The sequence below is a fragment of the Streptomyces sp. NPDC007991 genome, assembly GCF_042958445.1.
GTDB lineage: Bacteria > Actinomycetota > Actinomycetes > Streptomycetales > Streptomycetaceae > Streptomyces.
The window spans coordinates 328321-353430 of sequence record NZ_JBIBJD010000006.1 but is presented as its reverse complement, the minus strand read 5'-3'; the positions used below and the strand labels follow the sequence as shown (position 1 = coordinate 353430).

Annotated in this window: 14 protein-coding genes and 2 pseudogenes; 10 read left to right on the top strand and 6 right to left on the bottom strand. The window is 72.4% G+C overall.

What is annotated here, in order from left to right; translation table 11 throughout:
• The first annotated feature begins 68 nt into the window (after nt 1-68).
• The 7 genes and pseudogenes from ACFZDA_RS19170 (at nt 69) to ACFZDA_RS19140 (ending at nt 11099) form a co-directional block, all read left to right on the top strand.
• On the top strand, nt 69-491 hold the full coding sequence (locus ACFZDA_RS19170) for a secondary thiamine-phosphate synthase enzyme YjbQ (protein WP_391082501.1): 423 nt from the start codon (nt 69-71) through the stop codon (nt 489-491).
• 144 nt (nt 492-635) lie between these two features.
• Nucleotides 636-3752 (top strand): SpoIIE family protein phosphatase, encoded by a 3117-nt coding sequence (locus ACFZDA_RS19165; RefSeq protein ID WP_391082497.1) that lies wholly within the window; start codon nt 636-638, stop codon nt 3750-3752.
• A 67-nt stretch (nt 3753-3819) separates the two neighbouring features.
• On the top strand, nt 3820-5961 hold the full coding sequence (locus tag ACFZDA_RS19160) for an ATP-binding cassette domain-containing protein (RefSeq protein ID WP_391082494.1): 2142 nt from the start codon (nt 3820-3822) through the stop codon (nt 5959-5961).
• On the top strand, nt 5958-7082 hold the full coding sequence (locus ACFZDA_RS19155; RefSeq protein ID WP_391082491.1) for an ABC transporter permease: 1125 nt from the start codon (nt 5958-5960) through the stop codon (nt 7080-7082). Before ACFZDA_RS19160 ends, ACFZDA_RS19155 begins: the two co-directional genes overlap by 4 nt.
• 35 nt (nt 7083-7117) lie before the next feature.
• A complete protein-coding gene (locus tag ACFZDA_RS19150; RefSeq protein ID WP_391082488.1) occupies nt 7118-8281 on the top strand; it encodes a substrate-binding domain-containing protein in 1164 nt (387 codons plus the stop codon).
• 171 nt (nt 8282-8452) lie between these two features.
• Nucleotides 8453-9559, top strand: coding sequence for an FAD-dependent oxidoreductase (locus ACFZDA_RS19145; RefSeq protein ID WP_391082485.1), 1107 nt, complete (start codon nt 8453-8455; stop codon nt 9557-9559).
• 140 nt (nt 9560-9699) lie between these two features.
• Nucleotides 9700-11099: pseudogene (locus ACFZDA_RS19140) on the top strand (cytochrome P450).
• Nucleotides 11100-11117: 18 nt separating this feature from the next.
• Here the strand turns inward: ACFZDA_RS19140 and ACFZDA_RS19135 are convergent.
• A pseudogene (locus ACFZDA_RS19135) lies at nt 11118-11270 on the bottom strand (LuxR C-terminal-related transcriptional regulator); the annotation flags it as partial.
• Nucleotides 11271-11529: 259 nt separating this feature from the next.
• Here ACFZDA_RS19135 and ACFZDA_RS19130 point away from each other — a divergent pair.
• On the top strand, nt 11530-13011 hold the full coding sequence (locus tag ACFZDA_RS19130) for an MFS transporter (RefSeq protein WP_391082481.1): 1482 nt from the start codon (nt 11530-11532) through the stop codon (nt 13009-13011).
• 20 nt (nt 13012-13031) lie between these two features.
• On the opposite strand, the gene ACFZDA_RS19125 is transcribed toward ACFZDA_RS19130, so the two are convergent.
• Nucleotides 13032-15020: a GDSL-type esterase/lipase family protein gene (locus ACFZDA_RS19125; RefSeq protein WP_391082479.1), complete on the bottom strand. Its 1989-nt coding sequence runs from the start codon at nt 15018-15020 to the stop codon at nt 13032-13034.
• A 366-nt stretch (nt 15021-15386) separates the two neighbouring features.
• Between ACFZDA_RS19125 and ACFZDA_RS19120 the strand changes: the two genes are divergently transcribed.
• Both ACFZDA_RS19120 and ACFZDA_RS19115 read left to right on the top strand, forming a co-directional pair.
• Complete coding sequence (locus ACFZDA_RS19120) at nt 15387-15686, top strand: hypothetical protein (RefSeq protein ID WP_391082477.1); 300 nt, start codon at nt 15387-15389, stop codon at nt 15684-15686.
• Nucleotides 15687-15869: 183 nt separating this feature from the next.
• Entirely contained in the window at nt 15870-16103 is a 234-nt protein-coding gene (locus ACFZDA_RS19115) for a hypothetical protein (protein ID WP_391082474.1), read from the top strand.
• Between the two features lie 40 nt (nt 16104-16143).
• Here ACFZDA_RS19115 and ACFZDA_RS19110 read toward each other — a convergent pair whose 3' ends face one another.
• The 4 genes from ACFZDA_RS19110 to ACFZDA_RS19095 form a co-directional block, all read right to left on the bottom strand.
• Nucleotides 16144-19050 carry an AAA family ATPase gene (locus tag ACFZDA_RS19110; RefSeq protein WP_391082472.1) on the bottom strand — a complete coding sequence of 969 codons (2907 nt, stop codon included), beginning with the start codon at nt 19048-19050 and terminating at the stop codon, nt 16144-16146.
• A gap of 208 nt (nt 19051-19258) precedes the next feature.
• Nucleotides 19259-20266, bottom strand: a complete 1008-nt coding sequence (locus ACFZDA_RS19105) for a (-)-alpha-amorphene synthase (protein WP_391082470.1) — start codon at nt 20264-20266, stop codon at nt 19259-19261.
• On the bottom strand, nt 20250-21734 hold the full coding sequence (locus ACFZDA_RS19100; RefSeq protein ID WP_391082466.1) for a cytochrome P450: 1485 nt from the start codon (nt 21732-21734) through the stop codon (nt 20250-20252). Before ACFZDA_RS19100 ends, ACFZDA_RS19105 begins: the two co-directional genes overlap by 17 nt.
• 202 nt (nt 21735-21936) lie before the next feature.
• On the bottom strand, nt 21937-24840 hold the full coding sequence (locus ACFZDA_RS19095; protein WP_391082463.1) for a glycosyl hydrolase 115 family protein: 2904 nt from the start codon (nt 24838-24840) through the stop codon (nt 21937-21939).
• Nucleotides 24841-25110 lie beyond the last annotated feature (270 nt).

Below are 25110 nucleotides of genomic sequence, written 5' to 3'. Positions count from 1 at the left end.
CCCGGGGGGCGGCCCGCGCGGCTCGGGGCGAGCCAGGTGGCACCGGGGCGGTGCGTCAGGATGGGGGCATGTCAGATGTCTTCACCACTCGAGTTCTGAACGTCCGCACCGGTTCCACGGAGAGGGTCGTCGACATCACCGGCGACTGCGAGTCCTTCCTGCGGGAGGCGGCGGCCGGGCGTGACGGCCTCCTCAATGTCTTCGTCCCGCACGCGACGGCCGGGATCGCCGTTCTGGAGACCGGAGCCGGCAGCGACGACGACCTGCTGGCCGCACTGCACACGCTGCTGCCGGCCGACGACCGCTGGCAGCACCGGCACGGCAGTCCCGGCCACGGCCGCGACCACGTCCTGCCGGCCCTCGTCCCGCCGCACGCGACGCTGCCCGTGCTGGGCGGCCGGCTGGAGCTCGGGACCTGGCAGTCGGTGTGCCTCGTGGACACCAACAAGGACAACCCGGACCGCAAGGTGCGGCTGAGTTTCCTGGGGTGAATGAGGTCCGCGCGGCCGGGGCTCCGTACGCGGTGCCCGAACGGCCCTGGCGGGCCGTGACGCGTGCCCGTAATGCCCGTATTCTCGTCAATGCCAGAATCTCTTCCGAGTAGCGGATGATCGCGGGCGCAAGCGAGGCGAAGCGTGGTTCGGTCCGGCGAGGAACCCAAGCCGGCGGGACGTGCGGCGGAAGGCACGGGGCCCGCCCGTCTTCGCGACCGGTTTCTCCAGGGCGAGCCGGTCGACACCGGCGTGAGGACGTCCATCCTGAACTCGTGGCGCCGCAGCCGGTCCCTGGGCCTGTCGCCGGACCAGACCGACCTCCCCTACCGTGAGGACTTCGACGCCGGGGGCCGTATCGTCCGCGCGGCCGTGCCGGTGCTCGACCGGCTCCAGGACACCTTCTCCGGCAGCCAGGTCAACATCTCGGTCGCCGACGCGAACGGGACGGTCCTGCTGCGCCGGTTCGGGGATCCCTCGATGGCCAGGAACCTGCCGGCGATCCAGCGGGTGCCGGGATTCGTCTTCGCCGAGCAGGTCGCCGGCACCAACGGCATCGGCCTCGCCCTGGCGGAGCGGCAGCTCATCCGCGTCTACGGCGCCGAGCACTTCGCGGAGCGCTCGCAGGGCAACGCCTGCGTCGCGATGCCCGTCCGGGACCCGCTCAGCGGACGTATCGAGGGCGTCCTGTGCTTGGGCTATCCGCGCAGTTTCGAACAGCCCGCGCTGGGTGCGGCGATCCGCCGGGCGGCCGAGAACATCGAGCGGCGGCTGCTGGGGCAGAGCTCCGCGCACGAGCGCGCCCTGCTGCGGGCGTACCTGGCCACCGGGGGCGGGGCGGGCCTGTACAGCGGCGTCGCCCTGGACGCGGTGGCCGACGAGTTCCCCCCGCCTGACCAGGCGGTCCTGAGGGAGAAGGCCGCCGAACTGATCTCCCGCGGGCAGCGGGCCGCCGTCGACGTGGCCCTGCCCGGCGGCCGCCGGGTGACGCTGGTGAGCCGCCCGATGACGAGCGCCTCCGGGGTGCGGGGCTTCGCCGTCGAGGCGGTGCTGCCGGGCGCCGGGGCCGTGGAGTCCCTCGTCCTCCCGCACCAGGCGGACGAACTGCCGGACCTGGCCGCCCTCTCGACCGCCCCACGGCCCGCCCCGCCGTCGATCACCCTGCCGTCCGGATATCTCGCCGCCGCGTCCGCCCCGGCCGCCGTGCCCGAGGGCGGCCGGGGGGCCGCGGGGTACGGCAAGGCCGGCAGGGCCGACGGCGGGAGGGGGACGGCGGACGGCGGTGGGAGTGTGGCCGGTGGGGGTGCGGGCGCGGCCCGCGATGACAGGGACGTGGTCGACGGCGGTGCGGACGGGGCGAACGGTGGTTGGGACGTCGTCGACGGCGGTCGCGGCGTGGCTGACGGTGACAGGGACGCGGCGGGCGGCGACGGCGGCAGGGGCGTGGCCGGCGGGGGAACGGATGCCGGGGACGCCGGCAGGGACGCGGTGTACGGCGGTGGGGACGCGGTGTACGGCGGCAGGGGCACGGTGGACGACCACACCGGGTCGCCGTTCCCCGCCCGGGGGCTCGTCATGGTGGGGGAGCCGCACGTCGGGGCCTACGCCCTGGCCGCACGGCGGCGCCTGGAGCTGCTGTCCGAAGCCAGCGCCCGCATCGGCACGACCCTGGACGTGCGCCGCACCGCCGAGGAACTGGCCGAGACGGCGGTCCCGCGCCTGGCCGACTTCGTCACCATCGACCTGCCCGAAGCCGTCCTGCGCGGCGAGGAGTCCGCCGACCCCCTCGCCGACCTGCGCCGCACGGTGCTGCACGGCGTCCGCGAGGGACTGCCCTTCACGCAGCCAGGCGAGCGCATCGACTACGGTCCGACCGTGCCCCAGCTGCGCTGCCTGACCACGGGCGAGGCCGTACTGGAACCGGACCTGAAGGCCGCAGCGGGCTGGCTCGCCCAGGACCCCGAGCACACCGCGCGCCTGCTCGCCCACGTCCACTCCCTCATCGCGGTGCCCCTGCTCGCCCGCGGTGTCGTCCTCGGCATCGCCAGCTTCTACCGCGCCGGGAGCGCCTTCGGGGACGACGACCGTTCGCTGGCCCAGGAGCTCGCCGCCCGCGCCGCCCTGTCCATCGACAACGCCCGGCGCTACACCCACGAACGCGCCATGGTCCTGGCCCTCCAGCGCAGACTCCTCCCGCACGGGCTGCCCGACCAGGACGCCGTCGAGGTCGCCCACCGCTATCTGCCCGCCGAATCCGACGTGGGCGGGGACTGGTACGACGTCATCCCCCTGTCCGGCACCCGCGTCGGGCTCCTCGTCGGTGACGTCGTCGGCCACGGCATGCTCTCCGCGGCCACCATGGGCCGGCTGCGCACCGCGGCGCGCAGCTTCGCCGAGCTCGACTTCTCCCCGGACGAGGTCCTCACCCACCTCGACAACCTCGTGGGGCGCCTGGACCGGGAGGACCCCGACGGCAAGGGCGCCGGCGTCATCGGCGCGACCTGTCTGTACGCCGTGTACGACCCGACCGAGCAGCGGTGCCACATGGCGCGCGCCGGACACCCGCCGCCCGCACTCGTCCACCCCGACGGCACCGTGTCCTACCCCGACCTCCCGGCCGGGCCCCCGCTCGGTCTCGGCGGTCTGCCCTTCGACACCGTCGAGATCGAGGTCCCCGAGGGCAGTCAGCTGGTGCTCTACACCGACGGGCTCATCGAGGACCGCCACCGTGACGTCGACGTGGTGCTGGAGCAGTTGCGCGCGGCCCTGGCCCATCCGGAGCGGGCACCCGAACAGACCTGCCAGGCGGTCCTGGACACCGTGGCGCCGGCGCACCCGCACGACGACATCGCCCTGCTCGTCGCCCGCGTGCACGCGCTCGACCCCGGCCGGATCGCCGCCTGGGAGCTGCCCGCCGACCCGTCGGTCGTCGCCGAGGTCAGGGCGTCCGCCATGCGGCGGATGGCCGGCTGGGGGCTCGACGAGACCGCGTTCGCCGCGGAGCTGATCCTCAGCGAGCTGATCACCAACGCCATCCGGCACGGCGCGGGGCCCATCCGGGTCCGGCTGCTGTACGGGCGCACCCTGATCTGCGAGGTCTCCGACGTCAGCAACACCGCCCCCCATCTGCGCCGGGCGGCCAGTACGGACGAGGGCGGACGCGGCCTGTTCCTCGTCGCGCAGCTCTCGCAGAGCTGGGGCACGCGCTACCTCCCCGAGGGCAAGGTCATCTGGGCCGAGTGCGGGCTCGACGCCGCGTGAGGCGTCCGCCGACCCGCGTGGGAGTCACAGCGGCCGAAAGATGCCCGAAATGCTGTAATTTGATCGGGTGCGCGACGCTCCTGAAACGCCGGTGAAGGCGGCTTCACCCTTCGGGCCGGAGCCCTTGGTCCGTATCCGCGGGCTCGGCAAGCGGTTCGGCGGGACCGTCGCGCTGGCCGGGGTCGACCTCGACGTCCACGCGGGCAGTGTGCTGGCCCTGCTCGGGCCCAACGGTGCGGGCAAGTCGACGCTCATCAAGATCCTCGCCGGTGTCCACGCCGCCGACACGGGACAGATCACCGTGGACGGCATGCCCCTCGGCAGTCCGGCCGCGTCCCGGAGCATGTCCTTCATCCACCAGGACCTCGGTCTCGTGGAGTGGATGACCGTCGCCGAGAACATCGCCCTGACCACCGGGTACGCACGCCGCACCGGGCTGATCTCCTGGCGGCGTACACGCGAGCGCTGCGTCGACGCGCTGCGGATCGTCGCCGGGCACCTCGACCCCGGGGCGCCGGTCTCCGGGCTCACACCGGCCGAGCGCTCGCTCGTCGCGATCGCCAGGGCCCTGGCGGCCCGCGCGAAGCTCATCGTCCTCGACGAGCCGACCGCCCGCCTGCCCGCCACGGACAGCGCCCGGCTCTTCGCCGTCCTGCACGACCTGCGCGACCGCGGACACGCGATCCTCTACGTCAGTCACCGCCTGGACGAGGTCTACCAGGTCGCCGACACGTTCGCCGTACTCCGCGACGGCCACCTCGTCAGCCACGGCCGCCTCTCGGACCACACCCCCACCCGCTTGGTCCACGACATCGTCGGCGAGCCCCCGCAACCCACACCCCGCCCCTCGCCCGCCCCCGGCCCCGCCGGGGCTTCGACGGCTGACCGTCCGGCCGGTGCTGCGTCGGCTGACCGTCCCGCAGGCACTCCGCCCGCCGGCCCCCCGGCCGATACTCCGCCCGCCGGTCGCCGCCCCGAGTCCCCGGGCGCCGGGCGCCGGGCCGGCACTCCGCCCGCCGGTCGCCCGGCCGGTGCGCCGGCTGCCGGCCCCGCCGGGGCTTCGACGGCTGACCGTCCGGCCGGTGCTGCGTCGGCTGGCCGTCCCGCAGGCACTCCGCCCGCCGGCCCCACGGCCGATACTCCGCCCGCCGGTCGCCGCCCCGTGCCCCCGGGCGCCGGGGGCCGGGCCGACTCTCCGCCCGCCGGTCGCCCGGCCGGAGCGCCGGCTGCCGCCGGCCCCGCTGGTGCTCCGGCCGCCGGCCGCTCAGCCAGGTCCCCGGCCGCCGACCGTCCCACCTCCGTTCCACCCGCCGACCGCCCCACCGCCGCTCCTGCCGTTGAACACCCAGCCCGGCCCGGGGCCGCCGAGGACCGTACCGGGTCCCGGGCCGCCGCCCACCCCGCCGATACCCCGCCCACGGTCCGCCCCGGCGGCCCTCCGGCCCGCACACCTCCCGTCCTCGTCCTCGACGGCGTGCGGACCGATCGGGCCGGGCCGGTCAGTCTGGGGGTCGCTGCCGGTGAGGTGGTCGGGCTGGTCGGGCTCTCGGGGGCCGGGCATGCGGAGCTGGGGCGGGCCCTCGCCGGGGACCGGCCCCTGCGAGGGGGGCGGGCCCTGCTGCACGGGCGGCCCTATCAGCCCCGCTCGGTCGCGGAGGCCGTCGCCCGGGGCGTCGGCTTCGTGCCGGGGGACCGGCTGCGGGAAGGCTGTCTCGCCGAACTGACCGTGCGGGAGAACCTCCTGGCCAATCCCCGCGCGGGCGGACAGCGGGCTCCGCGCTGGATCGGTCCCCGCCGCGAACGTACCGAGGCCGCCGCCCTGATCGACCGGTTCTCGGTGCGCCCCCGCGACAGCGAGGCCCCCATCGCCACACTCTCCGGCGGGAACCAGCAGAAAGTCATGATCGGCCGCTGGCTGCGGACGGAGCTGCGGCTGCTGATCCTGGAGGAGCCGACCGCGAGCGTGGACATCGGCGCCAAGGCCGCCATCCACCGCCTGCTCGACGAGGCGCTGTCGGCGGGCCTCGCGGTGCTGCTGCTGTCGACCGACTTCGAGGAGGTCGCGAGCGTGTGCGGACGCACCCTGGTCTTCGTCCGCGGGTCCGTGACGACGGAGCTGAGCGGCGCCGCCCTCACCGTCACCGGGCTCACCCGGGCCGCCTCGGCCCTGCCCCCGTCCACCACCGCGACGGCCCCGACGAAGCCATGACCGAACCGCCCGCCCCCTCCCCGCCCCGCTCCCGGCGCCTGCGCGCCCCCGGCGGGCACCATATCGGCGCCTACGGCCTGCTCGTCCTCACCGCCCTGCTCTACCTGGTCTTCTCCCTCGCCCTGCCGGACACCTTCCCCACGCTGGACACCCTCGACTCGATCCTGTCCAACCAGTCGATCCCGGCCGTGCTCGCGCTGGCCGCCATGGTGCCCATCGTGACCGGCGCGTTCGACCTCTCCCTCGGTTACGGTCTCGGACTGGCCCACGTCATGGTGATGCAACTCGTCGTCAACGAGGGCTGGCCCTGGCCGCTCGCCTGCCTCACCGTCCTCGCCGGAGGCCTGGTCGTGGGCGTCCTCAACGGCGTCATCGTCGAGTTCGGCCGGATCGACTCCTTCATCGCCACCCTCGGCACCGGCAGCATGATGTACGCCGTGACCGGCTGGATCACCGACGGCAGCCGGATCGTCCCCGGTCCGCAGGGCCTCCCGCCCGCGTTCACCGACCTCTACGACTCCACGTTCCTCGGCCTCCCGGTCCCCGCCTTCTACGTGCTCGTCCTCGCCGGAGTGCTCTGGCTGGTGCTGGAGCGGCTGCCGCTCGGCCGGTACCTGTACGTCGTCGGATCGAACCCGCGCGCGGCCGGCCTCGTCGGCATCCCGACCCGCACCTACACCGTCTACGCGTTCGCCGCCTCGGGCCTGATCGTCGGCTTCGCGGGTGTGCTGCTCGCGTCCCAGCAGCAGATCGGCAATCCGAGCGTCGGCCTCGACTACCTGCTGCCGGCCTTCGTCGGTGCCCTGCTCGGCTCCACGGCGATCAAACCCGGCCGGCCCAACGCCCTCGGCACCGTCGTCGCCGTCGCCGTCCTGGCCGTCGGCCTCACCGGCATCGCACAACTCGGCGCCGACTTCTGGACGGTCCCGCTGTTCAACGGCGGCACCCTGCTCATCGCCGTGGGCCTGGCCGGATACGCCGCCCGTCGCCGGCTGCGCGGCGGCGCCGCGGCCCGCGACACACCCGCCGCGCCGCCCCCGCCCCCGTCACCCTCGCCACCGCCGTCCCCGCCACCGTCCTCCCCGGCCCCGGAGGGCGGCACGGCAGGCCCACCCCCCTGACCCCTCGGCACGTCCATCCCCCACAGGAGCCCTCCGTGCACCGCAACCGCAAGGCCCTCACCGGAGCCCGCACCGCCCGGCTCGCCTGCTGCGCCCTGCTGGCGACGGCGACCGCGCTCGTCGGCTGCGACCGCGGCTCGTCGCACGGCGCGGACGAAACCGCGACCGGCCCCAGCGGCTGCCCCGACGTCCAGGCCGGGGCGCGGGCCGCCGTCACCCGGGCCGAGCGGACCGACATCCCCTGGGGCGGACCCACCAGCGGCCCGCAGGCGGTGTCGGGCAGGACCATCGTCTACGTCGCCCAGACCATGACCAACCCCGGCGTCGCGGGCGCCGCGAAGGGGGTGCGGGAAGCCGCACGGGTCATCGGATGGAACGTCCGGGTGATCGACGGCGGAGGCACCCCGGCCGGTATCCAGTCGGCGATGAGCGAGGCCGTCGCCCTGAGGCCCTCGGGCATCGTCATCGGCGGCTTCGACCCCGACTCGACGGCACAGCAGGCCGCCCGGGCCAACGCGCAGCGCATCCCGCTCATCGGCTGGCACGCCGTCCCCGAGCCCGGCCCCAGCAGGCGGCCCGACCTGTTCACCAACGTCACCACCCGCGTCCAGGACGTGGCCCGCATCAGCGCGCAGTGGATCATCTCCGACTCGGACGGCCGTGCCGGGGTCGTGCTCATCACCGACGCGTCGATCCCCTTCGCCAGGAACAAGTCCGACCTGATCAGGAAGGAACTCACCAGGTGCCGCGGGGTGCGGCTGCTGTCCGTCGAGAACATCCCGATCCCGGACGCGAGCAGCCGCACCCCGCGGGAGATCTCCTCGCTGCTCTCCCGCTTCCGGGACCGGTGGACCCACTCCGTCGCCATCAACGACCTGTACTTCGCCGACGCCGCCCCCGCCTTCCGCGCGGCCGGCGAGAAGGGCTCGGGGCCGCCGTACAACATCGGCGCGGGTGACGGCGATCCGTCCGCCTTCCAGCGCGTCAACAGCAGGCGGTATCAGGCCGCCACCGTGCCCGAACCGCTGTCCCTCCAGGGCTGGCAGATCGTCGACGAGTTCAACCGCGCCTTCTCCGGCCGCCCGGCCAGCGGGTACACGGCCCCCGTCCACATCGCCACCGCCGGCAACAGCGAAGGCGCCACGACCTGGGACCCGTCGGGCTACCGGGAGGCCTACCGGAAGATCTGGCGGAAGTGAGGCCCGGTCAGGGTGGCGATCTCTTCACGGAACATGCACCGAACCTCGCAATCCCTTTAAGTTTCAAGCGCTAATCTCACCGTCAGTCGAGTGGCCGCCGGGGGCCGGTCCGAGCGGGGGCCCGTTCCGCGGCGGCACTCGCGACCCCCCACCAGGCACAGGAGACCGGCTGTGTACGACGGCGACGTAGTGGTGATCGGAGGCGGCTATGGCGGCGTCCGGCTGGCGAAGCGACTGGATGCTACCGCCCGGGTCACACTCGTGGACCGCAAGGAGGTCTTCTTCCACCGCGTCGCCTCCCTGCGCGCCGGTGTGCGCCCCGAGTGGACGCACACCCCCTTCATCCCGTACGACCGGTTGCTGCACCGCGGCCGCGTGGTCGCGGGCAAGGCCGTCCGTATCGACACCGCCGAGCGGCAGGTCGTCCTCGCCACGGGCGAACGGCTGCCCTACGACGTGGTCGTGATCGCCACCGGCGCCGACTACCCCGAACCGGCCCGCTTCCTGGGGACCACCGTCGAGGAAGCGGCCAAGTCGTTCGCCGAACACCAGCGCAACATCGCCACGGCCGAGCACGTCCTCGTCGTCGGCGGTGGCCCCGGGGGCGTGGAACTCAGCGCCGAGATCCGCCTCGCCCGGCCGGACGCCCGGGTCACCCTCGCGCACTCCGGACCGGCCCTGCTCGACTCCACGGGCAGCGCGCGGCCGGGACGCAAGGCCCTCGCGTGGCTGGAGGCCCATGACATCGAGGTCCGGCTCGACTCGTTCATGTCGCCCGGCAACGACTTCGGCACCTACCGCGACGGCCGCGGCACCGTCATCGAGGCCGATCTGTCCTTCTGGGCGACGGGCACCACACCCAACACGCTCTGGCTCCGCCTGGCCGGACACGGCGACTGGCTCAACCGGGACGGACGCGTCAAAGTGGACCGGACGCTCCGGGTGGAGGGCAGGCTGGACGTGTTCGCCGTCGGCGACGTGAACGACGTCAGCGAACTCAAGATCACCCCCGCCGCCCTCGCCCAGGCGGACATCGCCGCCCACAACATCCGTGCCTACCTGCAGAGTTCGGGCAAGCACCGCAAGGAGCCGCGCTTCTACCGGCCGGTCCAGCGCACTCCGCTCATCGTGCCGTTCGGCCCGGCCGACGGACTGACCGTGCTGCCCGTACCGGGCGGCGAGTCGGCGGTCCTCGGCAGCCGCACCACCGTCATGGCCAAGGCGAAGACCCTGATGACGCCCTACATGCGGCGCCAACTCGGTTACACCGCCGCCTGAGCCGCCTTCACGGGCCGGACCACCCCGCGAGGCCCCACCCCGTCGTTACCCGCCGGTCGCCTCTGGGGTAGGGTCCCCACCGTTTCCGGTTACCGGCTGATGGCGTGCCGGTACGGGGCGTGTCGGAGGGTGGCAAGACGATGGACTCCCAGTGGGGTGACGGCGGATCAGTGGACCTGGACGGCACGCGGCTGGAGGCGCTGAATCCCCAGCCGTTGCTGACCCGTGACTACGAGACGCGCCCCGCGCTCGTGTACGAGCAGCTGAGGCAGCAGCACGGCCCCGTCGCGCCGGTCGACCTGCTCGGCGTACCCGCCTGGCTGGTCCTCGGCTACCGCGAGTCGCTCCAGGTCCTCCAGGACGACGACGGCTTCCCGAAGGGGCTGGAGAACTGGCGGGCCCGCTCCGAGGGCCGGGTGCCGGCCGACTGGCCGCTCGGCCCGTCCCTGGAGGTCAACCACATCCTGATCCAGGGCGGTCCCGGATACCGGCCGCTGCGGACAGCGTGGGACGTGGCCCTCAAGCCCTTCCAGGACCCGCGCCACCCCCAGGCCAAGCGCCTCAAGGCCGCCGTCACCGCCTACGCCGACGAGCTGATCACCCTGGTCGGGCAGGGCGGGAAGACGGGCGTGGCGGACCTGTCCGCGCAGTTCTCCCGGCCGCTGCCGCTGATGGTGGCCAGCCACCTGCTCGGCTTCCCCGGCTCACAGGGCGACGACGCGCTGATGGACATGTGGCGCGTCCTCGACGCCGGCCCGGACGCGGAGGCCGCACTGGAGCGCCTGCTCGCGACGCTGGCGGAGCTGGCCGCGACGAAGCTGGACAAGCCGGGCGACGACTTCCCCTCCTACCTGCTGGCCGCGCACCCCGGCCTGTCACTCGACCAGCTGGCCCGCGAGCTGTTCATGCTGCTCGGCATGACCTCCGACCACGTCGGCATCCTCATCTCCAACACCGTCGTGGAGGTCATCTCGGGCGAGGGCAGCGTGCGTGCCAGCCTGTCCGCCGGGATGGTCAGGGAGGCCATGAACCGGTCCGTCATGCGCAAGCCGCCCCTGGTGAACTTCGTCCCGCGCTTCGCGGCCGCGGACACCCCGCTCGGCAACTACACGATCCGGGCCGGCGACCCGGTGTGGGTCTCCTCGGCCGCCGCGCACGCCGACCCGCTCTTCGCCGACCACGTCGCCTCCGGCACCACCATCAGCACCCGGGCACACCTGTCCTGGGGAGCCGGGCCGCGCCAGTGCCCGTCGCGGGAGCTCGCATCAAGGTCGCGGCGGCCGGTGTGGGGCGGCTGTTCGAGCGGTTCGACCACCTCGACCTCGCCCTGCCCGCCGACCAACTGCCCTGGCGTTCCTCCCCGTTCATGCGCGGCCTGCGCTCCCTGCCCGTGCGCTACGACCTCTCCGCGGCGCCCGCGCGGCCGTCGGCGGACGGTTCCGCGCCCGAGGTGGCCGAGGAGGTGCTGCCGGACCGGTCCGCCCGGCAGCGTTCCTCGCTGTGGCGCTATCTGACGGGCCTGATCCGAGGCGGCCGCTGACCGGGAGCGAACCGTCGCCACGGACAGGCACAGCCGCTCGGCGATCTCCCGGGTGGGAGTGCCGTCGGCGGTCAGCCGCAGCACCTCCACCTCGCGCGGGGGCAGCGGACAAGCACCCGCGTCCAGGGCCGCCGGCGCGAACTCGGGATCGACGAACCGCTGCCCCCGCACCAGCTCGCGCACCCCGTGGACCAGCCGGTCCGGCGGGGCCCGGACGGCGAACTCCTCGCCCTGCCGGAGCACACGTCGATCACGGCCAGGATTATCACCGCAGACCCGGTGATTTCAGTCCGGAGGCGGCCCCACTGATCGAGTGGTGAGGTCCGGGAGCCGGACGTACCGTCGAACGGTGGACACCGCAGGCAGCAGCCCGCAGCCGGCTACACCACAGACGACCACCACCAGGGAATCCGGTGGTGGCGGGAACGCGATGGCACTCTTCGTCATCGCCTCGTGCCAGCTCATGGTGGTCCTCGACATCACCATCGTGAACATCGCGCTGCCGCACATCCAGACCGCGCTGGACTTCTCCACCACGAGTCTGGCCTGGGTGGTCAACGCCTACACCCTCACCTTCGGCGGCCTGTTGCTGCTGGGCGGCAGGACGGGCGACATCCTGGGACGCCGGCGCGTCTTCATGTTCGGAGTGCTGCTCTTCGTCCTCGCCTCCCTGCTCGGCGGGCTCGCCCAGAGCTCCGGCCAACTCCTCGGCGCACGCGCCCTCCAGGGCGTCGGCGGCGCCATCGCCTCCCCGACGGCGCTCGCCCTGATCAGCACCACTTTCCGCGAAGGACCGGAACGCAACCGCGCCTTCGGCGTCTTCGCCGCGGTCTCGGCGGGCGGCGGCGCGATCGGCCTGCTCGCGGGCGGCATCCTGGTGGAGTGGCTGAACTGGCGGTGGGTGCTGTTCGTCAACGTGCCCATCGGCCTGCTCATCGTGCTCGCCACCCCGCGCTGGATCAGGGAGTCCGAACGCCACCCCGGGCACTTCGACGTCACCGGCGCGCTCGCCTCCACCGTGGGCATGGTGCTGCTCGTCTACGGGTTCATCAGGGCCGCGCAGGAAGGCTGGCGCGACGCCCTCACCCTCGCCTCGTTCGCCGCGGCGGTCGTCGTCCTGACCGGGTTCATCCTCATCGAGCGGCGCTCCAGACAGCCCATCACACCCCTGCATATGTTCGCCGACCGCAACCGTGCGGGCACGTACGGCATCATGCTGTGCCTGGCCGCCGCGATCTTCGGCATGTTCTTCTTCCTCACGCTCTTCGTGCAGAACGTGCTGGGGTTCAGCCCTCTCGAAGCCGGACTGGCCTTCCTGCCGGTCAGCGCGGTCATCGCCTGCGGCGCCGGACTGGCCTCGCGGTTCCTGCCCGTCTACGGCCCCAAGCCGTTCCTGGTGGTGGGCGCACTCCTGGCCGCGGCCGGGCTGTCCTGGCTCACCCTGACCGACGTGCACTCCACGTACGCGGGCAGCGTCCTCGGCCCGATGCTCGTCTTCAGCCTAGGCATGGGTATGGAGTTCGTGTCGCTGACCCTCATGGCGCTGTCCAACGTGCCCACGCCGGAGACCGGCGCGGCCTCCGGGACGCTCAACGCCACCCAGCAGGTCGGCGGCTCCCTCGGCCTGTCCATCCTGGTCACCGTGTACGGCACGGCCAGCACCAACGAGGCCGGCAAGCAGATCCCGCTCTTCCTCCAGCAGGCGCCCCCTGCTCAGCGCCTGCGCTTCCAACGCACCGGGCAACTGCCCAAACCCTGGTCCGACGAGGTCCTGACCGCCGGCGTCTCCTCCGCCTTCATCATGGCCGCGGTCTTCGCCGCCGTCGCCGCGCTGATCGCCCTGATCGTCATCCAGGTCCGCCCCTCCGACCTGGAACGCCTCAAGGGAGGGGCGAGCCCCGGCCCGGTGTGAGGCCCGCCCCCGGACACGCCCTACGCCCCGATCCTCGCGGCGATCACCGGCGCCAGCCGGTCGGCGATGACCCGGTGCCCCCGGTCGTTGGGATGCACCGAGTCCGTCAGATCGCCCGAGCCCAGCCAGCCGGTCGTGTCGACGAAGGAGACCCGGGTGTCACCGCCGGCGACGGCGGCCTTCACCGCGGCCTCGGTCTGCGGGACGTACCGCCCGCGGAACGTCTCCAGCGCGAAGATCCACGCCTGCGGATACGCCGCGCGGACCTTGCGCAGCAGACTGCCGTACGCCGACTGGAACTGCGTGGAACTCACCCCGTGCCCGACGTCGTTGGTGCCCAGGTTGATGACGACCGCGTCGGCCCGGTAGCGGGAGAAGTTCCAGTCGGGCGTCGCCGCGTTCGGGTTGAGCTTGGTGAACTGCCGCTCAAGACCCACGCAGCCGTCGGCCGCGGCCACCAGGCACGCCCCGCCCTGCGCGATCTGCGTGTGCTCCACGCCCAGCCGCTCACCGATCAGCCAGCCGTACGCGGTACGGGCGTTCTGCGAGGTCGTCGTGCCCACGGTGATCGAGTCGCCGACGAACTCGACCAGTTTGCCCGGAGCCGGCGGGGCGAAGGTCGTCGCGCCGCTGTCCAGGACGAGCCCCTGGAACACGGCGTCGCCCTTGTACGATCCGGCCACCACCTGGTAGTTGACCTGGAGCGTGTGGTTCCCGGAGGAGAGGGCCGCCGGGGTCAGGTTCACCGTCCCCCTGACGTCGTCGTAGAACGTCACGGGACCGTTGTCGATCCGCGCCCACAGGTCGATCGTGCCGCGCTGCTTCAGCTTGACCGTCCTGCCGGTGAAGCCGACGCGGTAGTAGGCGCCCGCCCAGTAGGGGGTGTAGGCGGTGGTGGAGCTGGTGGTGTCCCAGCGGCCGACGAACTTGATGTTCGGGTCGCCGGGCTGCCCGGGAGCCGCCGCCTTCGCCGTGGCGCCGCCGGCGAGCCGGGCGCGGACTACCGGGGCCAGACGCTCGGCGAACTTGGTGTGACCCGCCTCGTTCGGATGCCCGTTACCGTCCTCGTAGTCGGCGCCGTCGGTGAGCCAGCCGGTCGTGTCGACGTAGTGCACCCGGGCGTCACCGGCGCTGTTGCGGGCGTTGACGGCGGCCCTGGTCTCGGCGACGTAGCGCTTCTTCAGCGTCTGCACCGCGAAGAGGTGCGCCGCGGGGTACTTCGCGCGCACGTTCCGCAGGAACGTGGTGTACGCCGACTGGAAGGCGGCGCCGGACACCCCGTGCCCGATGTCGTTGGTGCCGAGGTTGATGACGACCGCGTCGGCCCGGTACCGGGAGAAGTCCCAGTCCGCGCCGCCGGCGGAGGCCGTCTTGAAGAACTGCCCGCTCAGACCGGTGCACCCCGTCTGCGCGACCAGGCAGTACCCGGACCGGGCGATCTGCGTGTGCCGCATGCCCAGCCGCTCCCCGGTCTTCCAGGCGTACGAGTCCAGCGCAAGCCGGTCGGTCAGCGCCCCGGCGGTGATGGAGTCGCCGACGAACTCCACCAGCCCGGACGGGACGCCGGCGGCGACGGTCCGCGCGCCGGAGTCCAGGACCAGACCCTGGAAGACGGTGTCACCGGAGCGGTAGGACAGGCGCAGGGTGTGGGTGCCGGGTGAGAGCGGCCGGGGAGTGAGGTCCACCGTGCCGCGCACACCGGCGTGGAAGACGTCGGGGCCGCCGTCGATGCTGGCGTAGAAGTTGACCGCGTTCCTGGCCCTGACCTTCACCGTGGTGCCGGTGAAGCCGGTCTGGAGGTAGCCGCCGGTCCAGTTCGGCACCGCCGCGGTCCCGGACGAGGTGTCCCAGCGGCCGACGTAGGCGATGTTGGGGTCGGACACCGAGCCGTCCCCCGCCGCAGCCCGCGCGGGAGAGCCGCCCGCCAGGGACAGCAGACAGGCGAGCAGCGCGGCGGTGAGGAGAGCGGGCAGGGCGCGTCTGAGGACGGGGTGGGGGGAGGTCTGCACGGGGTTCCCTTTCACGTGGGGGTGGTCTGGGAGCGCTCCCATAGGCAGCTTTCCGAGAGAAGCAGTGAAACGGTTCAGTCGTCAAGTGGTCGGGCACGGGCGAAAGTTGCGCACGACGCTCCCGCGGGGTGTGACGGCGTACCGCCGGGTGGCGGCTCCCGCTTCCCCGAGATCGTCCGGGAACTGGCCCGCAGGGTCGGCGACAGCGGCATCGACCTCAGGCTCGCCGCCCACTGGGGCGCCGGGATGCAGCTGGTCGAGCTCGGCGGACCGCGTGCGCTTCCAGCACAGCGTGATCCAGTCCAGTTGGGGGCCCGCTTCGACGAGCCGGACGCGGCATACTCCGACGGGACACTGTGGTGCCCGGTGAGCGCCGCCCGGGACCTGCTGATGGAGGCCGCCTGCCAGGCACAGACGGCACGCAACACCGGCCCCGGCCACGACAACGCCACCGACATCGGCAACAACAACGACAAGCACCGGGTACGGCCCCTCTTCGGCCGCACCCTGCACAGCAAGGCCCTGGAGCTGTACGCGGCCGCCCTGGAGATCGACAGCGTCGACGCCCGGCCGGAGCAGCACCTCATCGCCATGCGGCTGTGCACGTCCTGGCCGGATCTGCGGGCCCGCGACCCGCACACCCTGCGGCCCGCCTGCACGCTCTGACCCTGTGGGACCTGCCCGACGGCGCCACCGCCGGACGGCCGTCACTCGGTCACGGGTCCGACCCCGCCCAGCAGGCCGCCCAGTGGCTGGCCCGGCCGGACGGCGAACGGAGCACCCGTTCGTGACCGAGGCCGGGAAACTCTGCGTCTGGGCCCTGGAGACGGAGCAACCCGAACGGTTCCTGTGGATCGACGAGTCGGGCGCTCCCAGGCGGGTTCCAACTGCCGAGACGACTGCGCCTTCGAACTGTGTCCGTACCCGCCCAAGGGCACGGACGGCCAGCGAGTGGAACTCGGCGAGGCCTTCCCGTTCCGCCGCCCCAAGGCCGCCTGGCAGCGCCGCACCGACCTCAGGGAGCTGCGGGGGTTCTGGGAGGCGATGGGGCATCGGGCTCAGCACAATTCGAAGGTGCGGTGAGCGAACCGGCGGGCGGGTCGCGCGGCCGGGCTTCCGGCCGCTACCGCTCGTGCCGGAAGCGGTCCAGGGCGTCGGCGAGGCCGGATGCGTCCGTGCCGAGTTTCCGGTACACGGAGGACAGGAGGCGCCGTACGCCCTGCGCGGTGAGCCGCAGGTCCTTCGCGACCACCGATGCCGGGTGGCCCAGGGCCGCCATCTCGGCGGCCTTGTGCTCCTGGGTCGTCAGCATGTCCGTCTGCGGATAGCGCAGGGGCAGCGGGCGCAGTCCCGCGGCGGAGAGCTCCCGCCTGGCCCGGGCGGCCAGACCTTCGGCACCGCAGTGCACCGCGCCCTCCAGACCCTGGTAGAGCCGGTCGGCGGCGTCCTGCAGACGGCCGTTGCGGGCCAGTGCGGAGCCGTGACCGACCAAGGCACGGGCCAGTTCGTACGCGGCGGGCGACTGCTCCAGGTGATCGACGGCCTGCGCGTGCAGATCGAGCGCCGCCTCCCCGCCCGTCACCTCCGCCTGGGCATGCAGCGCCTGGCCGATCGCGGACGCCGCACCGAAGTCCCGGGCCCGCTTGACGGCGTCCTGGGCATGGTGGACCGCCGCGTCCGGGTCGGTGCGGGCGAGCGCGGAGGCCAGTCCCAGCTGCCAAGGGCACCACGCGGGGTTGCGCCAGTCCCGTGCGTCCAGCCGGTCGCCGACCTCGGACAACAGCCGCGCCGCCTGGGGGAGGCGCCCCTCCGCCAGGAGCAGGCCGGCGTACACCGTGCGGGGATCCGGGAAGACGACGGAGTTGGGAACCACCTCGCCGTAGTGGTGGCTGTCGGCCAGCCGGCGTGCGTCACCGGTCCGCCCACGGGCCAGCAGGGTCTGGATGAGAATGCCGATGGCGAACCACTGGGCGGGTACCGCTCCTTCGACGCGCGCGGCGGTGTGCAGACCGGCCCGGACGAGTTCTTCCGCCTCGCGCAGGCAGCCACGGCGGTAGCGGATATAGCCCAGGAGCGTCTGACCCTGCGCCAGATGGGAGCCGCGCCACCCCATGTGCTCGCACTCGGCCATACCTTCGGTGAAGAGCTCCTCGGCCCGCCGGGGCTGGTCGCAGTACATGAACAGCAGGGCCACCGCGACGGGCACCTCGAAGCCGCGGTTGTCGTCGGTCCAGCTCATCCCTCCGCGCAGGGCCTCCTCGGCGTACCCGAGGGCCGTCCGCCGCGGCTCGCCGCGCAGCAGGGCGTCCCACGCCCGCAGACCGAGGATGTAGCGCTCCTCCAGGCCCCGGCCGGGCAGCTTGTCCGCCAGCCGCGCCAGCCGGCGCGAGCGGGCGGAGGAGTCGGGCTCGTCGGCGCGGAACGCGCTCCATACGAAGTGATCGGCCTGCATGCGCAGTCTGACGCGCGCGTTGGTGGCGCGCCTCGCCTCGTCGGCGGCCACGGTCGCGGCCTCGGTCGGCCGGTCGGTGTGGGCCAGCGCCTGGGTCAGCCGGTAGACGATGGAGGCGCGCAGGTCGGGATCGATTCCCGGCTCCTTCAGCGCCTCACGGAGATGGCTGACCGTGGCCGTGGGCTCGATCAGGAAGGTCGAGCAGGCCAGCTCGTGGAGAAGGGCGGCGCGGTCCTCGGCAGGGGGCGGTTCCCGCAGCGCTCGGGTCAGCACGCGCCGGGCGGCCTCCGGGGCCCCGGCACGGAGGTGCTCACGCGCGGCGGCGCGCAGGCACGCGACCGCTTCGGGCCGGCCGTCGCAGGGAACCTCCAGCAGGTGCCGGGCGGCGACGGTGGGGTCGGCCCCGACCACCTGGGCGGCATGGGCGGCCGCGTTGTGCATGCCGACCCGCAGGCCCGCAGGGATGTCGCGGTAGATCGTCGTGGCGATCTGCGGGTGGACGAACTCCAGTCTGCCCGCGGGCTCGTCGGTGTCCGCGAGAATGCGGCGGGCGCGCAGCTTCTCGGCCGCCTCGGCGGCCTCCTCGCTGCCGAGAACCGCGAGGTCGGCGGCAACCTCCGGTGAGAAGGACCCACCCAGGACAGCGCCGGCCCACGCGAAGCGGACGGTGCCCGGTCCGAGCCGTTTGAGGCGCTCGATCAGGCCGGGGCCCTTGACCGCGGCGGCGAGGTCCCGCATCACGGGCAATTCGTCCCGGGTGCCCCTCAGCTTCCGCTCACGGAGCCTGATGGCCAGTTCGACGGTTTCGAAGGGGCTTCCACACGTGACCGTCCAGCACTCGCCGCAGAACTCGTCCTCGGCTTCCTCACCCACTTGGTCCCTGATGATCCGCGCCACTCCGGCCTCGCCGAGCGGAGACAGCACGTGCGGGCGCTGCTCGTGGCGTTCGACGAGCGTACGGAACGAGGTCGCGTCGGACGGAAGTTCATCGGGCCGGTAGCCGACGACGATCAGCAGCGGGAGGTTGGCGACCCGGGACGCGAAGGAGGCGAGCCAGTCCAGGGATTCGGCATCGGCCCAGTGCAGGTCGTCCAGGAGCAGAACGACGGGCGAGTTCGACATCGTCAGTCGCGTCATGACCCAGTCGAGCCCGTCGCGTACTCCGGTCGGGTCCGGCACCCGAGCGGGGTCCGTCGCCTCGAGACCGAGCGCGGCGCCGACGATGTCGTACCAACTGCCCAGGAAATCCCGGCGCTCCGTCTCGCCCAGACTGGCCAGAATGGGTTGCATGGCCTGGCGGACGACGCGGAACGGCATCCCCCGCTCGTTCTCGCCGCCCTTGCCGGAGAACACCGTGAACCCGAGGGCGGCGGCGCGGGCACGCACCGCCGCGATGAGTGTGGTCTTGCCCAGCCCGGCCTCGCCGGTGAAGGCGAGCAATCCGCCGCGCGGTACCTGGGGCACGCCGTCGACTGTGTCACGGAGTTCCGCCAACGCGTGGTCGATGGCGCGGAGTTCCTCGTCGCGTTCGAGTAGAGGCCGGTCTTCGGTGATCGGTTGCCGCAGCCCGTGGGCCATGTGGTCTACCGCTTCCTGTCGTTGCTCCCCGCCGGACGGGGCGAGCGTACGCCTTGGTGCTCGCCCCATGGCCGGGTCGGAAGGGCAGGTCGACGGAGGGGGTGAAATTTCCCGTGGGAGCGGTTCGTGTCTCAGCTTTTCTGGTAATATGCTGCGTTTAGGCCCTTCTCGGGACCTCTGTCGTGGGAAGGACGGGTCGGGCAGCGGATCAGAGCACCGCCGGTGCCGCCATCGTGTCCGCGTACCGTGGCACGGTCCTGGACCAGAAGTAGCAACCGCGTATCCAGCCGGCCATGCCCTCCACGTAGCCGACGCCGGACGGGGACAACTCCGGCCTCAGCTCACCGTAGAGCTCCTCGAACTCGCGGATCGTGCGGTTGATGTGCCGTGTGGCGAGCGTGACGGCCACCGGCAGGGAGCACCCGTGTGTCCGCTGGTAGGCGAGGGCCAGGTTGATCACGCCGCCCGCCCGCTGTTCCTTCACCGCGGAGAACAGGTCGGGTATCCACACCGCCGCGTCGGCCGACAGCCGGCTCAGGCGTCGCATGTCGGGGTGGTGGATCTCCTCCGGGGTCAGTTCGCACGGCTGCGCGGCCTCGCACAGCGGGTAGAACGGCTCGACGCCCGCGATGAGGGAGCGTATGGACCGGCACAGCCCGCTTCCCACCGGGGCGGGGTGGGTCTGGGCCACCGCCTCGTACAGCAGGCCGTGCACGTACTCACGGCTGTTCCAGGCCCACCGGGCCGCCTGAGCGGGTGTGCACCGCTCCTGTACCTGTCGATGGAGGTCGGCCAGGGCTGCCCCGAGCGGGGTGACGGGCGGTTGGCCGTCCCGGAGGATCGCGATGCTCTCGCACAACATGGGCAGCAGCAGGCCCGGCGTGTGCCGGCCGACGTCCTCCGCGCGGTCGTCGAAGACGAATTGGTAGGCGATCTGGTTGGCCATGATCTGGAGGAGCCCGGAATCCATGGCCGGACCGTTGTAGGCCGCGAGTTCGGCGGGGCGCGTACAGGAGATCATGGCCGCCACCGCCGGGTCGTCGGTCAGCCCCCAGGTGCTCAGCCATTCCTCGACGCCTGCCGCCGCTTCGGACGCGTGGGGATTGCGCTGGAACGGGAAGGGCATGTAGAGGTTCGCGTCGATCAGTTCCCTCAGATCGACGACCGGAATTCCGTCCTGCGCGGTGAGCGTGACGTCCTCATGCGTCGCGGCCATCGTTGCCACCTGCCGTTCGTGAGTTGTGGACGACGGGTACGACGGTTGTCCCGGGCGCGTGTGAATCCGCCCCGGGCGGTGTGCCCACCGGCCGCCCCGTTCGCGGTTCGCCGACCATCACCAAGTCCCTCGGCCCCAACGACGCCGCGGGGCGCAGCCGTTCGGTGGAGCCGGGCGGATGACGCAGCCTCCAGTGGCGGGCGATGAACGCGAGGGCCACCGTGGCCTCCGCCAGCGCGAGCGTCTCTCCGATGCATTTCCGGCTGCCCGCACCGAACGGGATCATCGCTCCGGGCGGGACCGCGACGGCCTGTCCGGGCAGCCAGCGGTCGGGGAGGAAACGATCCGGGTCGGGGAACAGGGCGCGGTGGTGGTGCAGGAGATACGGGCTGAACATGACGGTGGTGCCCTGGGGGAGACGGTGTCCGGCCAGTTCCGTCTCCCGCGTGGTGACGCGAGTGAAGAGCCAGCCGGGCGGGCGGTGGCGGAGGGTCTCGGTGAGGACGCACCGGGTGTGGACGAGAAGCGGCAGTTCGTCGGGGCCGGGCGGCCGCCCGGAAGCGAGCACGGCGTCGACTTCGCGGTGCAGGCGGCGTTCCTCCTCGGGATGGCGCCCCAGCAGCCCCAAGGCGGAGGAGAGGCACAGGGCGGTGCTCTCGGCGCCGGCGAACAACAGCGTCAGCACCTGGCCGTGGACTTCCTGATCGGTGATCGCCGTTCCCCCGCCGTCGGCCCGCGTGGCCGCCAGCAGGGTTGCGAGCAGGTCGTCGCGGTCGTCGTGGGAAGTGCCTCGCCGGCGCTGGGCGATGGCCGCGTCGACGATCGCGCGCAGGCGGTCGGAAGCGTGCCGGTAACGCCGGTTGGCCGGTGTGGGAACCCGGAACAGCGCGTCGACCGGCATCACCGTCCGGACGAACATGCCGCGGAACACGGTGGCCAGGCACCCGCGCATCTCGGCGGCCGTATCGGTGTCGAGCGAATCGGAGAAGAGGACGCGGCTGACCACGCGTAGGGACAGATCCAGCATGGCCGCGCTGATGTCGACCGCCTGCCCGGGCCGCCACGCGCGGCACACCGACTCCACTTCCTCGCCCATCAGGCGCACCTGGCCGGCGACACGGGCTTTGCGGAACCCGGGCTGGAGCATCCTGCGCTGGCGTCGGTGATCCTGATGTCGGCAGGTGCCGACGCCGTCCCCCAGCAGCATCCGCAACCTGTCGTAGAGCGGGCCGCCCTTGTCGAAGGTGCGCGGGTCCCCGAGGACCTGGTGGACCAGGTCCGGGTGACACACCATCCAGGCGCGCTGCGGTCCCAGGCGTATCTCGACCAGATCCCCGTGTCCGGGTAAAGAATTCAGAAAGGCCAGCGGTCGACGGACCAAGTCGATACCGTGGCCGAGGAATGGGAATATGCCTGGAGCAGTGCCCACTGTCCAATTTCGGGCCGGTCCTGGGACGGAGCCGCTCATCGAATACCACCTGCCTCAGTTGGCACACGGGATTTCGGTGCGGGCGCACCGACTTGATGCTCGCCTCATGTCCTGCCCAGTGCAATCTGCCGATCGCTCGCCGTCTTTCTCCGTAGGGGCGCACGGAAGCACAGTGGGGCGTCCAGGGAACACCACGCAGCTCTTTATTGATTCTCTGTGAACACAGAAAACTGTGTTCCCGTCAGTGCCCCCGAGGAACGGGGCCGGGATGGAAGAGGCGGTGGTAGCTCTCCGGCGGCGCCAGATAACTCGCCGGCACCCCGCCCGTGTCGATGACGATCTGGTCCACCGCCATCGCCGCATCCACCATGAACACCCGCAGCACATGCTCTCCGGGCTCCGCCACGGTCACCCGGGCCGTCAGCTTCTCGATGCCCTCCTCGACGTTGCGGGCCCAGGCGTCACCCCGGTTGCCCGTGGCGATCGCCTGGCCGGACAGGACCGTCGGCGGCTGGTCGTCGAGGGCGAGTGCCAGCCGGCGCTTGCCCCGTTCGTCGAGGGAGGGCAGCCGGAAGACGGTCACCGGGAAGGTGCCGGTGCTCGTGAAGCGCACCCGGTAGCGCAGTTCCGGTGACCGGGCGGGCAGGTCCTCGGTGATCGGGGGCGCGGTCGTCGGGATCGCCTCGACGGCGGCCGTGCGGCGTCCCAGGCCGCGGACGACCCGCCACCGGGCCCCGCCGCGCGCCACCCTGTCGTCGAAGTGCGCGGCGTCGATCGACACATGGCCGTGGGCCTCGACGAAACCGCGGGCGCGCCGCCGGGCCCGTTCGCCGTCGTTGACCACCCGCAGGGCCACCTCGGCGGTCGTGCCGGCGCCGGTGAAGGTCAGCGTGGGCAGGTGGGTGCCCTCCGGCGCCCGCGGCCAGTCGATCTCCACCCATATCCGTGTCTGGTCGGTGAGTTCACCGCCGGCGGTGCTCAGGCGGATCCACGGGTGACTCGGCTCGGCCTGCCACCGGAGGGGGAGGAAACCCGTGTTGAAGACGTCCACGAAGCGGCGGTCGCGGGTGTAGGAGGAGAAGGAGAGCGGCTGGCTCGCTCCCGTTTCGTTGCCCTCCGAGGCCAGCCCCAGTCCGGAGGTCTCCTGGCGGGGCACCCGCGTGACGGCCGGACGGCCGGGGGCCTTCGGGATCTGGGAGGGGTAGGGGTTGACGATGCCGTCCCACTTGCCGCCCGCGATCTCCGTGTTGTAGCGGCGGGTGATCTCCTGCTCCTCGGAGTGCGCCGCCTCGGCCAGGTCCGCGAAGCGGTTGGTGCCCGCGCCGCGCCCCTGCCGGACGGCGAGCGCGTTCCGGTCCGCCCAGTAGTACTTCAGGTTCATCAAGTAGGCGCCGTGCACCGGGTATTCGACCAGCTCGTAGAAGGCGTCGCGGTAGGGCTCGGGCAGCTTCGCGCCCAGCGTCCGCACCCGGTCCAGCAACTGCTCGTAGGCGGCCAGCCGGCGTTCCGCCTCGTCCCCGTGGTGCACCGTCGAGAAGATCGCCCTGTCGATGAACTCCGGGCGCCGCTCGGCCGCCAGGCGGTAGTACTCCGTGCGGATGGCGGCGATCTCCGGGCCGTGGCGCCGGCCGAACTGGCGCCCGGCCCACTCCACCAGGAAGTCCTCGACGTCGTCCGGGCCCCAGCGGTTCACGTCCCACGCCATGTCCAGGCAGAAGGACAGGCCCGTCTCGATCGACTTGATGTCACCGACGTTGAAGATCCACATCCGGTCGGCCTGGTGGTCGTGGACCCGGCGCAGCTCCTGCCACACCTTGCTCAACTGCGTGGTGTCCAGCCACAGATAGCTCCGGGGACGGCCCCAGTAGGACAGGTGGTAGTAAATGCCGTTGCCCCCCGAGCGGCGCCGCTCCGTCTCGGTGGGGAGCTGGCGCATGTTGCCGTGGTTGTCGTCCGGCCAGATCAGCGTGACGTCCTCGGGGACCTGGACGCCCGCGTTGTACAGTTCCAGGACCTCCTTGTACGGGATGAAGATCTGCGGCTCGGCCGCCTCGCCCACCTCCTCGGCCAGGATGCGGCGCTGGTCGCCGATGATGTCGTTCATCACCGCGACCTTCTCCGGGATCGTGGTGGCGTACCTCGTCTCCAGCGCGGAGTCGTGCAGGCCGCGCATGCCGATCGTCCAGCTGCTGTCGTAGGCGGCGTTCTGCCGGGCCCGTGCCCGCCAGTAGTCGGAGATGACGGCCGGGTTCACGGTGTAGTCGTAGACCGGCAGCGTGCCGTCGGGGTTGCGGTGCTCCTCGGCCCACGGCTCCCACTCGTGCACGCCGTTGCGCAGCATGGCCTCGGGGTGGCTGGAGCCGACCACGATGCCGTAGCGGTCGGCCAGTTCGGGGTTCTCGCGGTGCTTGTTGAAGAAGTCGGAGTACGGGTGCATCGCGGGCCAGAGGTAGTTGGCCTTGAGGCGGAGCAGCAGTTCGAAGACCCGCTCGTAGGTCCGGGGGCCGATGTTCTTGTCCGGCTCCTGGGTGCGGTGGGACCAGGTGGTGAGGTTCTGCTCGTCGTTGATGAAGATGCCGCGGTAGCGGACGGCGGGCTCGTGGCGTACGAAGGGGCCCGCCGGGACCGTCACCGTGTCGCTGCGGACCACCGGGACGTCGGCCCACCAGTACCAGGGCGAGACGCCGATGCGTTCCGAGGTGTCGTAGACGCCGTAGACCGTGCCGCGCCGGTCGCTGCCCGCGATGACCAGGGCGCGGTCCACGCCGGGCAGCGGACGGTCCACGACCTGGGTGACGGACGCCTCCCAGCGGCCCCGGACCCGGGAGACGTCCAGGTGTCCGTGCCGGACCAGCCGGTCGATCACCGGGCTCGCGCCGAGCGTCCCCACCAGGACCAGGAGCCCGGCCCGCCGGGGCACGGCGTGCAGCAGCCGTGGTCTGACGCCGCCGACCCGCTCCACGTCCGCCACGAGGTCACCCGCCGCGCGGATCACGGCGGGGTCGTCCGCCGCGTCCACGCACACGTCCGTGGGGGTGCCGTTGCGCAGCAGCGGGAAGTCCGGACGGGCCGAGGCGGCGGCCTCGGCGGTGGCGGCGGGGAGTACGGCGGTCGGGAGCAGGGGGGCGGCGCCGACGGCTGCCATGCCCCGTAAGAACGACTTGCGGGTCCATGAGGGGTGAGACGGGTGCGACGGTCTGTAGGGCTCGCTGTGGGACACGGGGCACTGCCTTTCCGCGTCAGGCCCGCGTCGGTTCCTGGTCCGGGCCCGTCGGCGGGGCTGCGCGCACGTGGGATGGAGCAGGGGTGGGTTGGCATGAGCAGGCTAGAAAGCGCTTGCCTTCGCACCCTAGGCGAGTCTGCGCAAGGACGTCCAGAGGCCGGCGAGGGGGTCGCGGCTACACCGCCCCTTCTC

Excerpts from the sequence above, each read along its gene's own strand:
- ACFZDA_RS19155 (WP_391082491.1), top strand. The coding sequence starts at position 5,958 with ATGACCGAACCGCCCGCCCCCTCCCCGCCCCGCTCCCGGCGCCTGCGC.
- ACFZDA_RS19105 (WP_391082470.1), bottom strand. The coding sequence starts at position 20,266 with ATGGCCGCGACGCATGAGGACGTCACGCTCACCGCGCAGGACGGAATT.
- ACFZDA_RS19110 (WP_391082472.1), bottom strand. The coding sequence starts at position 19,050 with ATGGCCCACGGGCTGCGGCAACCGATCACCGAAGACCGGCCTCTACTC.
- ACFZDA_RS19095 (WP_391082463.1), bottom strand. The coding sequence starts at position 24,840 with ATGGCAGCCGTCGGCGCCGCCCCCCTGCTCCCGACCGCCGTACTCCCC.
- ACFZDA_RS19130 (WP_391082481.1), top strand. The coding sequence starts at position 11,530 with ATGGCACTCTTCGTCATCGCCTCGTGCCAGCTCATGGTGGTCCTCGAC.
- ACFZDA_RS19170 (WP_391082501.1), top strand. The coding sequence starts at position 69 with ATGTCAGATGTCTTCACCACTCGAGTTCTGAACGTCCGCACCGGTTCC.
- ACFZDA_RS19100 (WP_391082466.1), bottom strand. The coding sequence starts at position 21,734 with ATGAGCGGCTCCGTCCCAGGACCGGCCCGAAATTGGACAGTGGGCACT.